13 protein-coding genes are annotated in these 13,481 nt (G+C 70.2%); 3 read left to right on the forward strand and 10 right to left on the reverse strand.

Going from position 1 to position 13,481, the window contains the following annotated elements:
• Nucleotides 1-156 precede the first annotated feature (156 nt).
• Nucleotides 157-510, reverse strand: a complete 354-nt coding sequence (locus ABD817_RS08000) for a HesB/IscA family protein (protein WP_030910261.1) — start codon at nt 508-510, stop codon at nt 157-159.
• Between the two features lie 211 nt (nt 511-721).
• Here ABD817_RS08000 and nadA point away from each other — a divergent pair, with 211 nt between their 5' ends.
• Nucleotides 722-1,876 carry a quinolinate synthase NadA gene (gene nadA, locus ABD817_RS08005; protein WP_344916579.1) on the forward strand — a complete coding sequence of 385 codons (1,155 nt, stop codon included), beginning with the start codon at nt 722-724 and terminating at the stop codon, nt 1,874-1,876.
• A 300-nt stretch (nt 1,877-2,176) separates the two neighbouring features.
• Here the strand turns inward: nadA and ABD817_RS08010 are convergent, their stop codons facing one another.
• The 7 genes from ABD817_RS08010 to ABD817_RS08040 all read right to left on the reverse strand — a co-directional run bounded on the left by ABD817_RS08010 (nt 2,177) and on the right by ABD817_RS08040 (nt 9,371).
• Entirely contained in the window at nt 2,177-2,902 is a 726-nt protein-coding gene (locus tag ABD817_RS08010; RefSeq protein WP_344916581.1) for an SIMPL domain-containing protein, read from the reverse strand.
• Nucleotides 2,903-3,137: 235 nt separating this feature from the next.
• Nucleotides 3,138-3,890, reverse strand: a complete 753-nt coding sequence (locus ABD817_RS08015) for a maleylpyruvate isomerase family mycothiol-dependent enzyme (RefSeq protein WP_344916583.1) — start codon at nt 3,888-3,890, stop codon at nt 3,138-3,140.
• Nucleotide 3,891: 1 nt separating this feature from the next.
• The gene (locus tag ABD817_RS08020) at nt 3,892-6,396 is read right to left on the reverse strand and encodes a serine/threonine protein kinase (protein ID WP_344916585.1); all 2,505 of its coding nucleotides are present in this window, start codon (nt 6,394-6,396) and stop codon (nt 3,892-3,894) included.
• 164 nt (nt 6,397-6,560) lie between these two features.
• A complete protein-coding gene (gene pspAB, locus ABD817_RS08025; RefSeq protein WP_344916587.1) occupies nt 6,561-7,151 on the reverse strand; it encodes a PspA-associated protein PspAB in 591 nt (196 codons plus the stop codon).
• 190 nt (nt 7,152-7,341) lie between these two features.
• The gene (gene htpX / locus ABD817_RS08030; protein ID WP_344916589.1) at nt 7,342-8,247 is read right to left on the reverse strand and encodes a zinc metalloprotease HtpX; all 906 of its coding nucleotides are present in this window, start codon (nt 8,245-8,247) and stop codon (nt 7,342-7,344) included.
• A gap of 9 nt (nt 8,248-8,256) precedes the next feature.
• Nucleotides 8,257-8,535, reverse strand: coding sequence for a PspA-associated protein PspAA (gene pspAA, locus ABD817_RS08035; RefSeq protein WP_329092758.1), 279 nt, complete (start codon nt 8,533-8,535; stop codon nt 8,257-8,259).
• Nucleotides 8,532-9,371: a PspA/IM30 family protein gene (locus ABD817_RS08040; RefSeq protein WP_344916591.1), complete on the reverse strand. Its 840-nt coding sequence runs from the start codon at nt 9,369-9,371 to the stop codon at nt 8,532-8,534. The genes pspAA and ABD817_RS08040 overlap by 4 nt, the downstream gene beginning before the upstream one ends.
• 148 nt (nt 9,372-9,519) lie before the next feature.
• Between ABD817_RS08040 and ABD817_RS08045 the strand changes: the two genes are divergently transcribed.
• Nucleotides 9,520-10,128 (forward strand): DUF3043 domain-containing protein, encoded by a 609-nt coding sequence (locus ABD817_RS08045; RefSeq protein WP_344916593.1) that lies wholly within the window; start codon nt 9,520-9,522, stop codon nt 10,126-10,128.
• Nucleotides 10,129-10,426: 298 nt separating this feature from the next.
• Here ABD817_RS08045 and ABD817_RS08050 read toward each other — a convergent pair whose 3' ends face one another.
• Nucleotides 10,427-11,800: an SMI1/KNR4 family protein gene (locus ABD817_RS08050; RefSeq protein WP_344916595.1), complete on the reverse strand. Its 1,374-nt coding sequence runs from the start codon at nt 11,798-11,800 to the stop codon at nt 10,427-10,429.
• Nucleotides 11,801-11,864: 64 nt separating this feature from the next.
• Between ABD817_RS08050 and ABD817_RS08055 the strand changes: the two genes are divergently transcribed.
• Nucleotides 11,865-12,863 (forward strand): aldo/keto reductase family protein, encoded by a 999-nt coding sequence (locus ABD817_RS08055; RefSeq protein ID WP_344916598.1) that lies wholly within the window; start codon nt 11,865-11,867, stop codon nt 12,861-12,863.
• 291 nt (nt 12,864-13,154) lie between these two features.
• On the opposite strand, the gene ABD817_RS08060 is transcribed toward ABD817_RS08055, so the two are convergent.
• Nucleotides 13,155-13,361, reverse strand: a complete 207-nt coding sequence (locus ABD817_RS08060; RefSeq protein ID WP_344916600.1) for a hypothetical protein — start codon at nt 13,359-13,361, stop codon at nt 13,155-13,157.
• Nucleotides 13,362-13,481: the final 120 nt, after the last annotated feature.

A 13,481-nucleotide genomic window follows, 5' to 3' on the forward strand; every position in this document is an offset into this window, starting at 1 on the left:
CCATTGAGCCACGCGGGAAGATGAGCCACGCAAGAATACGCGACCTTCCTCGCGTCCCGCTCGTTCCTGCGTGCTACTCCGATCGCGCGCGCGAAAGCCCCGCGGGGTGACCGATGTCACCCCGCGGGGCCGGGCGTTCTCGCTTGCTCGACTCGCCTAGTTGAACGAGTCTCCACAGGCGCACGAGCCGGTGGCGTTCGGGTTGTCGATCGTGAAGCCCTGCTTCTCGATCGTGTCGACGAAGTCGACGGTGGCGCCCACGAGGTAGGGGGCGCTCATCCGGTCGGTGACCACGCTCACGCCGTCGAAGTCGGAGACGACGTCGCCGTCCATCGAACGGTCATCGAAGAAGAGCTGGTAGCGCAGGCCGGAGCAGCCGCCGGGCTGCACGGCCACGCGCAGCTGGAGACCTTCCTCGCCCTGCTGCTCCAGCAGGCTCTTGACCTTCGCCGCGGCCGCGGAACTGAGGATCAGGCCCTGCGCCGTGGTCTCGCTGCTCTCAACCGACATGTTGGTGACTCCCGCGTCTGCGTCAGCCGCTCCCCGGGAACGGCTGTCTGTTAATGACGTCCTTCTCAGACGCTACCAACACCCGCCCCTCGGTACACATTCCTCAGACGCCAGAACCATCCGCCCTTGGACAAAACCCCCTCCCCAGGAATAAAGCCCCAATCCCATGTGTCATCATTAGTCGTCACTTCGACGATAAGGGGGTGTGGCCATGACGACCACCGAGACCGGGCTTCCGCTCTTCGTCCTCGGCAGGGGTGTCGACCCGCACAGCGAGCGCGGCGTCGACTGTCCCGGCGAGCTGCCGTCCGCTTCCGACCCGGCGCTCGTCGAGCGCGCCAGGAGGGCCAAGGCGGCACTCGGCGACAGGGTCTTCGTGCTGGGCCACCACTACCAGCGCGACGAGGTCATCCAGTTCGCCGACGTGACCGGCGACTCGTTCAAACTCGCCAAGGAGGCCGCGGCCCGCCCCGACGCCGAGTACATCGTCTTCTGCGGCGTGCACTTCATGGCCGAATCCGCCGACATCCTCACCTCGAACTCCCAGAAGGTCGTACTGCCCGATCTCGCGGCCGGGTGCTCGATGGCCGACATGGCCACCTTCGACCAGGTCGAGGAGTGCTGGGAGGCCCTGGAGGACGCGGGAATCGCCGAAGTCACCGTCCCCGTCACCTACATGAACTCCAGCGCCGACATCAAGGCGTTCTGCGGGCGCAACGGCGGCGCCGTGTGCACCTCCTCCAACGCCAGGCGCGCCCTGGAGTGGGCCTTCTCACGCGGGGAGAAGGTGCTCTTCCTCCCCGACCAGCACCTGGGCCGCAACACCGCGGTGCTGGAGATGGGCCTGTCGCTGGACGACTGCGTCGTCTACAACCCGCACCGGCCGAACGGCGGCCTCACCGCCGAGCAGCTCGGGAACGCCAAGGTGATCCTGTGGAAGGGGCACTGCTCGGTGCACGGCCGCTTCAGCGCCGAGTGCGTGGACGACGTCCGCGCCCGCATCCCCGGCGTCAACGTGCTGGTCCACCCCGAGTGCAGGCACGAGGTCGTCACCAAGGCCGACCACGTCGGTTCGACCGAATACATCATCAAGAAGCTCGAGGAGGCTCCGGCCGGGTCCTCCTGGGCGGTCGGCACCGAACTGAACCTGGTCAAGCGGCTCGGCGCCATGTTCCCCGACAAGAACGTGACGTTCCTGGACCGGACGGTCTGCTACTGCTCGACGATGAACCGGATCGACCTGCCGCACCTGGTGTGGGCGCTGGAGTCGCTCGCCTCCGGCCAGGTCGTCAACCAGATCACCGTGGACGACGACACCGCCCACTGGGCCGGGGTCGCCCTGGACCGGATGCTGGCCCTGCCCTGATCCCCGCCCGGATCCCGGCTCCGACCTCTGTCCTGGTCCCGTGTCCTGGTCCCGGCTCTGACCTCTGCCCCGATCTCAGCCTGGATCCCGGCCCCGACCACCGTCCTGGTCCCGGCTCTGATCCCGGCCCCGACCTCGCGGCGAGGTTTCGGCCCCCGGTCTCGCCGGGCCCGGGTGTCCCGAGGCTCCGCCCCGATCTCAGGGTGGACGGGCCCCGGCGGGTGGTAACCCGCCGGGGCCCGTCGCGTGCCGGGGACCTGTCGCGTACCCGGGGTCGGGGGAGCACCGCGTGAGCGGGGCCTATTTGAGCTCGTAGACCACCTTGACGCTGACGGACACGTTCCGGCGGCCGGGGCTGATCGACGCCTTGTCGGCGATCGCGGCGAAGCCCCGGACCGGCGTCGGCGGGGTGACGTTCTGCTCGCTGATCTCCATGACGCGGCCGAGCCCTCGGCTCGCGAGCTCGGCGTACTGCGTGGCGCGGTTTCTGGCGTCCTCGAAGGCCGCCTCGCGCGCCAGCCTGAGCGGCGCGTGGTTGTCGGACACCTCGAAGGTGACACCGTCGAACCGGACCGTCTCTCCGACGGAGGCCGCCGCGTCCACCACCTCGTCCGCGTCGTCGAGGTCGCGCACCACGGCCTCGACGCCCTGCGTGGCCCGGTAGCCGGAGATCGTGGGATATTCCTTGTACTCGGGGCTGAGGGTCAACTCGTCGGTCCGCAGGTCCTCCGCCGCGATCCCGGTCGCGAGCAGCGCCCGCGTCAGGGCGGCGGCGGCGGTACGGGCGTCGGCGAACGCCGCCCCGGCGGTGGGGCGGCGCACCTCGACGCCGGTGTCCAGCCGCATGATGTCGGGGGTGGTGGAGATGTTCCCTTCGCCCACGACCGTGATCTGGGGGCGGCTCCTCTCCACGGTCGCCTCGGAGGGCTCGGAGTCCGCGAGCGCCGTGCCGCCGGACAGGCCCGCGAGGAACATCCCCGCGGAGACGAGCACAGCCGAGGCGGCCGACCGGGACATCTTGATCATAAAGTCATGGCACCACGGGGCCGCGGTCGCGGCGGCGAGCCCTGCGCGGGCCCTGTCGTGTCTTGGCCGAATCCCGGGCGGGTGTTTTGCGTTCGGCCGGGGTGGATCCGAGGTGGATCCCGGCCGGATCCAGAGTGGATCGGGGGTGGATCCCGACCGGATCCGGGATGGATCCCGGCCGGGTCGGGACCGGATCGGGATCCGACGAGGACCCGGTCCGGCGGGTGGACGCGACCTAGATCCGGGCGAGACCCCGCCACCAGCCCAGCAGCCCGCCGTCGCCCTCGATGGCGTAGTCGTCGGGGCTGCGCCGACCCCACACGACCTGGAGCAGGTCGGCAGAGGTGGCGGCGAGCACGGTCACGGTGCCCGGCTGCAGGGACCGCCGGTGGTGGAAGCGGTCGGGGTCGAGGGTGATCACCCATCCGGCTCCGGTGTCGGCCTGCAGCGAGATCGTCTCGCCCCCGCCCCTGAGCTCGGCGACGTCCGGGTTCCACCTGACGTACGGCAGGATGTCGAGAAACTCCTCGACCCCGTCGGCCGCCACGTGCTCGTCGATCGTGACCGGGACGCCCAGCGCGAGCTCGGCGTCCACCCGGTGCACCACGGTCTCGTGGAGCATCCGCCTCGACCAGAACCCCACCCGCCTCTCCCCGCCCCAGGACCACATCGGCGCCTGCGGGTCCCGCGACAGCAGCGCCTCGGGCAGGAAGCCGGCGCCCTCGCCGAGCCAGGCGGGGTAGCCGCCCGGGTCGGCGGGCAGGCCCATGTCCATGCCGTCGCGGTCGTAGCGCCGTTCGGTCAGGTCGCGCACCATGGCGACCGCCCACCGGTGCACGCCTCCGGTGTGGGCGGCGAGCCTCGCCAGATCCCAGCCGGGACAGGTCAGCACGGGGACGGACATGTCACGCCCCCGCAGGACGTCGGCCATCCGGGCGATCTCCGCGGCGGCGGCCGCGGCGTGCTCGGCGTGGGTCCACTCCTTCATGTCAACCCTCTCGCGTGAAGCGCATGAACTGCTTCTCGTACTCCTTGGCGTCGGTGCTGGTGGCCAGCAGCCGCTGTACCTTCCCCGTGAAGTCGAACACCACCGCCTCGTAACCGGAGCCCTTGCGCCGCCAGCCCGCGATGTGCTCGTCGTCGTACCAGCCGATGAGCCGCTCCGTCTCGAACGGGATCCTGACCTTCGCCGGGGCGTCGGAGCCGGTGGACCAGACGCAGATCTCCTTCTTGCTCTCCTTGCAGTACGTCAGCAGGGACGAACCGGACGGGGAGATGTCGTCGCCCTCGACCGTGATCGGGGTGCCCACGTCCAGCAGGGTCTGCAGCACGGTGCCCTGCGTGTCGTAGAAGCGGATGCGCTGGGTCTTACCGGTCAGCGCCCAGGTGCCGACGGCCCGGCCGTCGCCACGCCAGAAATAGCTCCACTTGCCCGCGTCCTTCTCCCTCACGCGGACGACCTTCGCCTTCTTCGTGGCGACGTCGATGATCGCGAAGCCGTACTCCTTGCTGATGTCGCCGACCGCCTCGTAGAGGGTCACCAGGCCGCGCCTGCCGTCCGGCGACCACTGCGGCAGCGTCGGGTAGATCGGCGCCTTGGTGATCCTGATCCTACTCGCCGCGCCGGATCGATGATCGACGATCGACACGATCGCGTAGTTCTGCGCGTCGTATATCCGGTCGGTGCCCAGCGCCTGGGTGCCCTCGGCGTTGACCGTGTACTGGAAGTACTTGTCGTTCTTGACGAACTGCCCGGTGTCCTGCTTGCGGACGTAGAGGGTCTTGTCCCAGTCGAGGCTGTAGGAGCTCAGCCTGATCGGGTCCTGGTCGCTCTCGTGAAGGGTGAGCGAGCTGCCGGGCAGTTTGATCGTGCCGGTGGCCTCCGGCACCGTCGGATCCGTGGGGGCCGGGGTGCTCGCGCCCTTCGTGCTCCCGGTCCCGGCGGTTCCGGGCGTCTCGGCGGTGTTGCCGCGCAGCACCAGCACGACGCCTCCGGCCACGAGGGCGGTGACCAGCACGGCCCCCACGATCGCCGGCCACGCCTTGCGCCCGCGGCGGTCGGGGGTCGCCCGCCCCGGGTACGCCGGTGGTCCGGGGTTCCGGTACGGGGTGCCCTCGGAGGAGGGGAAGGTCGGGGGAGCACCGTAGGGCTGGGGTCCGGGGTGCCCCGGATATCCGGGTTGCGGGTGCCCGGGGCCCTGCGGAGGGTAGCCGCCCGCGTAGCCGTCGGGGCCGGAATACCCGCCGGAAAGGGGTCTCGTGGGGGCCGGACCCTGCTGCGGGTGCCCCTGGGGCCGGCTCTGCTGGGCGTGACCACGAGGGTCCGACTGCTGGGGAGACTGCGGGTACTGCGCGTGGCCGCGAGGATCCGACCGCTGGAAGTGCTGGGCGTGGCCGCGCGGGTCCGACTGCTGGGGGTGGCCGGCCTGCGGGCCCTGCGCCGGGTATCCCCCGCCCGGTCCGTGCTGGGCGAAGGGCTGCGGCCCGGAGTGCTGCCGCTGGTCCCGCCGGGTGTGGTCGTCGCCCCCTGGACGCCGCTGCCCGTACACGGTGTGCCCGGGATCGTTCCCGCCCGGGTACCCGCCGGGGCCGGGGCCGGTCTGCTGCGCCGCGGCGGCCGAGCCCTCGGCGAGGATGCCGCGCGGCGCGGTGGACGGCGCGGCACCGGTCGCCCCCGCGCCACCCGCGTGGCCGAGCAGCCGCAACAGCGCCTCACCCGCCGCGGGCCGCCGGGTGGCGTCCTTGGACAGGCACTGCCCGACCAGGTCGCGCAGCGCGGGGTCGGTGATCGCCCCCAGGTCCGGCTCCATGTTCATGATCCGGTTGAAGATCGCCGGAAGGCTGTCCGTGCCGAACGGCGGCTGCCCGGTGGCCGCGAAGACCATCGTGCAGCCCCACGCGAACATGTCGGCGGGCGACCCCGCGTTCTCCCCGGCCAGCTGCTCGGGGGTCATGTACGAAGGGGTACCGATCGCCATCGCGGTCAGCGTGGAGGTCCGGTCGAGCGCCTTGGCGATGCCGAAGTCGATCACTCGGGGGCCGTCGGAGGCGAGCAGCACGTTGGACGGCTTGAAATCGCGGTGCACGATCCCCGCCTGGTGGATCGCGACGAGCGCGGTGACCGTGCCGATCGCGAGGCGGTGCAGTCCCGCGCCCTCGCGCGGGCCCTCGGTGGTCACGACCGCGTCGAGCGTCGGGCCGTCGATGTACTCGCTCACGATGTACGGGCGATGCCGGTCGACCCCCGTGTCGATCACCGCGGCGGTGCAGAAGGGCGCGACACGCTGGGTCGTGCTGACCTCGCGGACGAAGCGTTCCATCGCCTCCTCGTCCTGTGCGAGATCCGCGCGGAGCAACTTGACCGCGACGCGCGCCCCCGTCGGGGAAACGCCCAGGTAGACCGTTCCCTGGCCTCCCTCGCCGAGCCGGGCGGTGAGCCGGTACTCCCGCACCTGCTCGGGATCCCCGGGCCGCAAGGACGCGAGGTCCGCCATGGTCACACCCTTCTCCCGTGATGGATTTCCGGTCCCATTGTGGGGGCAAAGGGTCACAGGACGTACATCAAACGCAAGCCGGACGGGCCATCCTGGCACGCTCCAGACGCCTCGTGAATGGCACGGAGCGGCCTCGCGGGAAGGGCTTCGCGGGGGGCGACCTCTCAGAGGCCGGGCGCCCCCCAGAGGGGGAACCAGCGGCCGAGATCGGGCTCGATCTCCAGCTCGCCGCCGATCGCGCCGCGTACCTGCAGCTCCAGCGCGTTGTCCCTGCGCTGCGCCCGCCCCGCCCCCTCGTCGGCGGGCAGCGGGGCGAAGGGGTAGAAGGTGCCCTGCTTGTAGAGGTAGACCAGGGCGAGCCCGCGGCCGTCGGGGGCGGCGAAGGAGACCAGCGAGCAGAGCAGGGAGGGGCCGAAACCCGCCCCCTCGAGGGAGGAGTTGACCGCGTGCAGGTCCGTGACCAGGTCACCGAGCATGTCGGGGGTACGGCGCACCAGCAGCCACGTGTAGCCGAAGGAGTCCTTCGACACCTCCACCGGGGGGCCGCCCCCGGCGTCCAGCAACTGGGTGATGTCGCGCTCCAGCTCGGCGAACGCCCCGCCCTCGGCCGAGCGGAAGCAGACCGCCCCCACGCCCGTCGGCGCCAGATCGGTGGCGGCCCGCAGGGTCACCGCGGCCGAGGGCAGCGCGAACAGCGCGTCCAGGTCGGCCTTGGCCGGTTCGCCGCGCCCCATCAGCACGTCCCACCAGCGCATCAGATCACTCCCCCTCCGAGCCCTCCGAGCTCTTCGAGCCTTCTGAGCCCTTCGAGCTCCGGAGCTCCCGAGCTGTCCGCGACCCGGTGTCCGGTCACTCGCGTCTCACTCGCGTCTCACTCGCGTCCGTCGAGCGACTCCGGGCGGGGAACCCAGAGCCCCTTCGGGCCCTTCGTGGCCCGGTCGCCGGTCACCCGCCCTGCCCGAGTTGGGCGGAGATCCCGCTGAGCTGTTCCAGGCGCCGCTCCAGCGGCGGGTGGGTCGCGAAGAGCGCGGCCAGGCCCGCCTTGCCGGACAGGGCCGGTGCGAAGAAGAACGCGTTGAACGGCTCGGCCTCGCGCAGATCCCTCGTCGGGATGCGGGCCATCTCACCGCTGATCTTGACGAGGGCGCTGGCCAGGGCGGAGGGACGCTGGGTGAGCAGCGCTCCCGCGCGGTCGGCGGCCAGCTCACGGTAGCGCGACAGGGCACGGGTGAGCAGGAAGCTGACCGCGTACACCAGGGCCGAGACGAGCAGGATGATCAGGCCGATCGGCAGGCCGCCCCTGTCGTCGCGCCCGCGCCCGCCCAGGCCGCTGTAGAGCGCGACCCTGGTCATCAGCCCGGCGACGATGCCGAGGAAGGACGCGATCGTCATGACCGCGACGTCGCGGTGGGCCACGTGGGACATCTCGTGGGCCAGCACGCCCTCCAGCTCGCCGCCGTCGACGCGGCGCAACAACCCCGTGGTCACGCAGACCACGGAGTTCTTCTGGTTACGGCCGGTGGCGAACGCGTTCGGGACGTCCGAGTCGGCGATCGCCACCCGTGGTTTGGGCATGTCGGCGAGGGCGCACAACCTGTCGATCATGCCGTGTAGCTCCGGGGCCTCCTGAGGGGAGACGACACGCCCGTGCATCGCGAACAGCGCGATGCGGTCGGACATGAAGTACTGCACGAGCAGGATGGCACCGGCGATCACCAGCACCACGACGGCCCGGACACCCAGCGTGATCAACACGGCCACGAAGACCACGTAGAGCAGTCCGAGCAGGAACATGGTGACCACCATGCGCCTGGTCAGGCCCCGGTCCGGGGCGAACCGGGTTTGTGCCATATGCCCAAGCTAGCCGGGAATCAGCCCCTCATTGCCGAGCATCTCCCGCACTTCGTCCATGGATGCGTCGGCCGGAGGCAAAATCAGCTCCGAGGACTCCAGGCTGTCGTCGGGCAGCGCCTTGCCGACGTGGCGGACCTTGTCGAGCAGGGCGTGCAGCCGCACCCGGAAGGTCTCCTCCTCACCGGCCTCGATGGCGGCCTCCAGCTCGGCGTCCAGCGTGTTCAGCACGTCGAGGTCTGCGGGGGCGATGTCGATCTGCCCCTCCCCCATGATGCGGACGATCACAGGCCCTCCCCCGGCTGGCGCAGCTGCTGCGTCTGGTTGGACTGCGGCTGCTGGGAGTGCGGCGGCTGCTGCTGGGGCTGGGGCTGCTGGTGGGGCTGCGCCGGTCCGGGCGTGATCGCGCCCTGCGGCGCGGGGCCCTGGCCCAGCTCGGCCTTCATCCGCGCGATCTCCAGCTCCACGTCGTGCCCGCCGCCCATGCGGTCGAGCTCGGCCTGGATGTCGTCACCGCGCTGCCCGCTGAAGTCGTCGAGCGCGCCGCTGGCCAGCAGCTCGTCGATGGCACCCGCGCGGGCCTGCATGGAGGCGGTCTTGTCCTCGGCGCGCTGGATCGCCAGGCCGACGTCGCCCATCTCCTCGGAGATGCCGGAGAAGGCCTCGTTGATCCGCGTCTGCGCCTCGGCGGCGGTGTAGGTCGCCTTGATCGTCTCCTTCCTCGTACGGAAGGAGTCGACCTTGGCCTGCAGCCGGTGGGAGGCCGTGGTGAGCTTCTCCTCCTCGGCCTGCAGGTTGTCGTGCTGCACGCGGAGGTCGGCGATCTGGGTCTGCAGGCTGCCGCGACGGGTCAGCGCCTCACGGGCCAGGTCCTCACGGCCGACCCCGAGCGCCTTGCGGCCCTGATCCTCAAGCTTGCGCGACTGCGCCTCGATCTGGTTGATCTGGAGCTCCACACGCTTGCGCGAGGTGGCGACGTCCGCCACACCCCGGCGCACCTTCTGCAACAACTCCAGCTGGCGCTGATACGAGTAGTCCAGGGTTTCGCGAGGATCTTCCATCTTGTCCAACGCGTTGTTCGCCTTGGACCTGAAGATCAGCGAAAGTCTCTTCATCACGCTCATGCGCGTCGGCCGTCCCCTTCTTCAAGTGCGCTTCGGGTCACCCCAAGTGATTCCAGCCCCCCGAAAAAGCACCGGAGCCACCATAGGGTTCACCCTACGCATAACGCACGGGGGCGTCACTAAGTTGCAGTCCCGGTAGGCTGACGTTGTGTTCCGACGTACCCAGACCACCGCGGACGACTCCCCCGTCTCCGCTAACGATCCTAAGCCTGCGGGCAAGGGGCGTCCCACACCCAAGCGACGGGACGCCGAAGGCCGTCGCCGGCAGCCGGTGAACGCCCCCCAGAACCGCAAAGAGGCTTACAAGAACCTCCGCGAACGCCAGGCCAGCGAGCGTGTCAAGGCGCGCGAGGGCATGCTGCGTGGCGACGAGCGCTACTTCCCCGCCCGCGACAAGGGGCCCGCCAGGAAGTTCGCGCGAGACTGGGTCGACTCCCGCCGCCTCGCCAGCCAGTACTTCCTGCCGTTCTCCCTTCTCATCCTGCTGCTCACCTGGATCCCGTTCCCGGCGGACGTCCGCGGTTACGTCTACGTCGCGGTGATCACGGTTGGCTGGCCGCTCATGATGGTCGGCGTGCTGCTCACCTCGATCTGGGTGTCCTGGAAGGTGAAGAAGCTCACCGCTGAGAAGTTCCCCAACGAGAACCTCAGGGGCGTCGGCTTCTACGCCGCCATGCGCGCGCTGCAGATTCGCAAGCTGCGCTTCCCGCCGCCCACCGTGCTGCCCGGCGGAAGGCCCGTCCCGCCGAAGAACTGACGGCGGCGAGCCAACGGCGAAGCCCGAGGAGCACCGCGGCCGAGCATGTCCCCGGACCCCGTCCCCTCCACGAGAGGACGGGGTTCTTCGCGTCTCCCGGCGGCGCGTCTCCCACCGGCGGGGCGGCCCGGTTCCGGGCAACCTCACCGCTCTCGAACCGGGACTCCGGAACCTCCGAACCGGACCCCTTGAACCGGACCCCCCGAACCGGACCCCCCGAACCGGAGCTCCCCGACCGGACGGACATCCCTCCTGGACGGCGTCCCTCCTGAACCGAGCGGGTGTCCCCTGAAGGGCGTCAGTCCTCGACGACGTCCCAGCGCAGCTCGCCTCCGGTGACGACCGGTTTCCAGTAGCCGATGGACCCGCCGGTCTCCAGGACGTTCGCCGTCATCCTCAGCAGGCCGTAGTACGAGCTGATCCGGATGCCACCGGGCGTGAAACTCATCTGGCCCTCGTGGTCGGTGTCGCCGACGTCGCGCACCACGGAGTCGATCACCAGGTGATTGCCGCTCCCGTCGGCGCCGAACGGGATCATCCGCCCGTCCCACCACTCCGCCCGTACGTCGGCGTCGAGTTCGGCGGCGCCCTCGACCTCCGCGTCTATCCCGCACAGCTGCCGCCAGGCGTCACGGATCTCGCGGACCCCCTGGTTCTGGTTTCCGAGGAACCCGAACGGCCAGGTGCCGGCCACGAGGGAGGCCCCGTCGTGCCGCAGCAGGGAGGCACGCAGGTCGTCGGGGAAGCGCAGGCCCATCTGTGCCTCCGCGACGGCGATCGTACGGGCACTGGCGGGCCCGCCCAGCGTGCGGCGGCTCGCGGGGGCGTTCGCCTCCAGCCACCTCTCGATGCGGCGCCACTGGCGGTTCACCGCCCGGGTCACCCTCGGGTTGAGCGCCCGCACCTTCGGAGTCCGCGCCCGCGGGTGGCAGTCGGCGTCGGGAACCGCCACGGGGGTCGCGGCGGTCTCGTACGGGCTCGGAGTCTCGTACGGGGCCGGAGTCTCGTACGGGCTCGGGGCCTCGTACGGCTGAGCGGGTTCCGCCAGGTAGGAATCCTGTTCTACGCACCCGACGACATACGCGCTCGCCACTCCCTGCTCGTCCGTGAAGCGCAGCCCCGGCTCCAGCCGGGTGTCCGGCCCGCATTGCTCGTCCGTGCCGTACAGGCTCCCGAAATCGGTCACCTCGACGGTCTCCACCCCGTTCGAGAAGACAGCGCTCTCCAGAAGCTGCGTGCCGAAGGCGAGCAGGCACACCGCGATCCCGGCGGCGGTCCAGCGGACCAGGCGGCTCCGGGTGCCCTCGTCCAACGGCTCCCCCGGCGTCCGCGGCCTCCGCTCGAACATCCGCTCGACGGTGGTCCGGAAGGCGGAGGGCGGGCCGGCGTACCGCCTGAGGTCCTCGTCCGTGGGGGTGCCGAGGATGGGCGCCGGAGGCCACCGCGGTGCGCGCCCGGCCCCGGAGTCCGGCTCCTCCACCGAGGAGACGATCGGCCCCTTCGCCGGAAAGACATTTCGGGATGCCTCGATCGGGAGGGTGGCCCCGGATCCCTCGATCGGGAGGGCGACCCGGCGCTCCTCCGCTCGTCGCCACAGGCGGGCGACCGCCACGACGACCGCCGCCAGCACAGCGGCGGCGAGCGCGAGCCGTACCTTCCGAGAAGTGATCATCCGCGACACGCCCGGCAGGCTATCCCGAATTGTTGGGAAATATGGCTCCTATTAATCTCGGAGCATGGAATTCCGCCACCTTGGCCGCAGCGGTCTCATGGTCAGCGAGATCAGCTACGGCAACTGGATCACACATGGTTCCCAGGTAGAGGAGGACGCCGCCAAGCAGTGCGTGCGAGCGGCGCTCGACGAGGGGATCACCACCTTCGACACCGCCGACGTGTACGCGGGCACCAAGGCGGAGGAGGTCCTTGGCCGCGCCCTCGCGGGGGTCCGCCGCGAGTCCCTGGAGATCTTCACCAAGGTCTACTGGGCGACCGGCCCCGGCCCCAACGACCGGGGGCTGTCGCGCAAGCACATCACCGAGGCGCTGCACGGCTCGCTGCGTCGCCTGCAGACCGACTACGTCGATCTCTACCAGGCGCACCGCTTCGACAACGAGACTCCGCTCGAGGAGACCCTCAAGACGTTCGACGACCTCGTACGCCAGGGCAAGGTCCTCTACGTCGGCGTCAGCGAGTGGACCGCCGACCAGATCGGCCGGGCGCTGAAGATCGCCGACAAGATGGGCTTCGACCGCCTGGTCTCCAACCAGCCCGAGTACTCCATGCTGTGGCGGGTCATCGAGGCCGAGGTCGTGCCGCTGAGCGAGAAGGAGGGCCTCGGCCAGGTCGTCTTCTCCCCCATCGCCCAAGGCGTGCTCACCGGTAAGTACCGGCCGGGGCAGCCGCCCCCCGCCGGTTCCCGTGCCACCGACCCGGCCGGGGGCAACTTCATCGCCCGGATGCTCAACGACGACGTGCTCACCCGCGTCCAGCAACTGGAGCCGATCGCCGCCGACCTCGGCCTGAGCATGGCCCAGCTCGCGGTGGCCTGGGTGCTGCAGAACCCCAACGTGTCCTCCGCCATCGTCGGGGCCAGCAGGCCCGAGCAGGTCCGCGACAACGTCAAGGCCTCCGGGGTGAAACTGGAGTCCGAGGTCCTGAAGAAGATCGACGACGTCCTCGGCCCGATCGTCGAGCGCGACCCCGCCAAGACGGTGAGCCCCGAGCGGCGCCCCTAGCGCGGTGAGCACAGGAGCGGGTCACGGTGAGCGGTGCTCCGGTGAGCGGTGAACGATCACCGTGAACGCCGGGGGCGTCGACCGTGCCTCCCCACGTTCGTACGCGGGAGCTCGTCTCCGCGTTCGCATGCGGGAGCTTGCTCTCGGGACGTTCGTACATGGGAGCTCGTCCCCGCGTTCGTACGCGGGAGCCCGCTCGCGGAATTCCCGTTCGCGGGACAGAAAGAACCCCTCGGCTCCTCGTCGTCATCGAGGGGCCGAGGGGTTTCCATTCACTCGGGTCGTTCAGGTTCATTCCGGGCGGAGTGGCATTCCCTCGTACTCGACACGCTCGCCTTCGATCAGGGTGACTTTCTCAACCCCGGACTCCAGCAACTCACGCCAGCTTTCACCGAGCCACGACTCGGCATCGGCCTGGCTCGGGAACGTGTCGGACGGCGAAACACCCTCGATTACCTCGCCACCATTCGCGTTTTCATAACGCCAGCGCCAAGTCATGCCATAGCTCCTTCTCGCGGGTCCTGCCGGTGCCCCTCGGCGGCTCAGCGAACCCTACCTCTCCCGGGCACTCCCGGGCATGAAGGCGAGATCATGACCTCGTGCTACGCCGCCGGGATG

It is taken from the genome of Streptosporangium oxazolinicum, assembly GCF_039537505.1.
Classification (GTDB): domain Bacteria; phylum Actinomycetota; class Actinomycetes; order Streptosporangiales; family Streptosporangiaceae; genus Streptosporangium; species Streptosporangium oxazolinicum.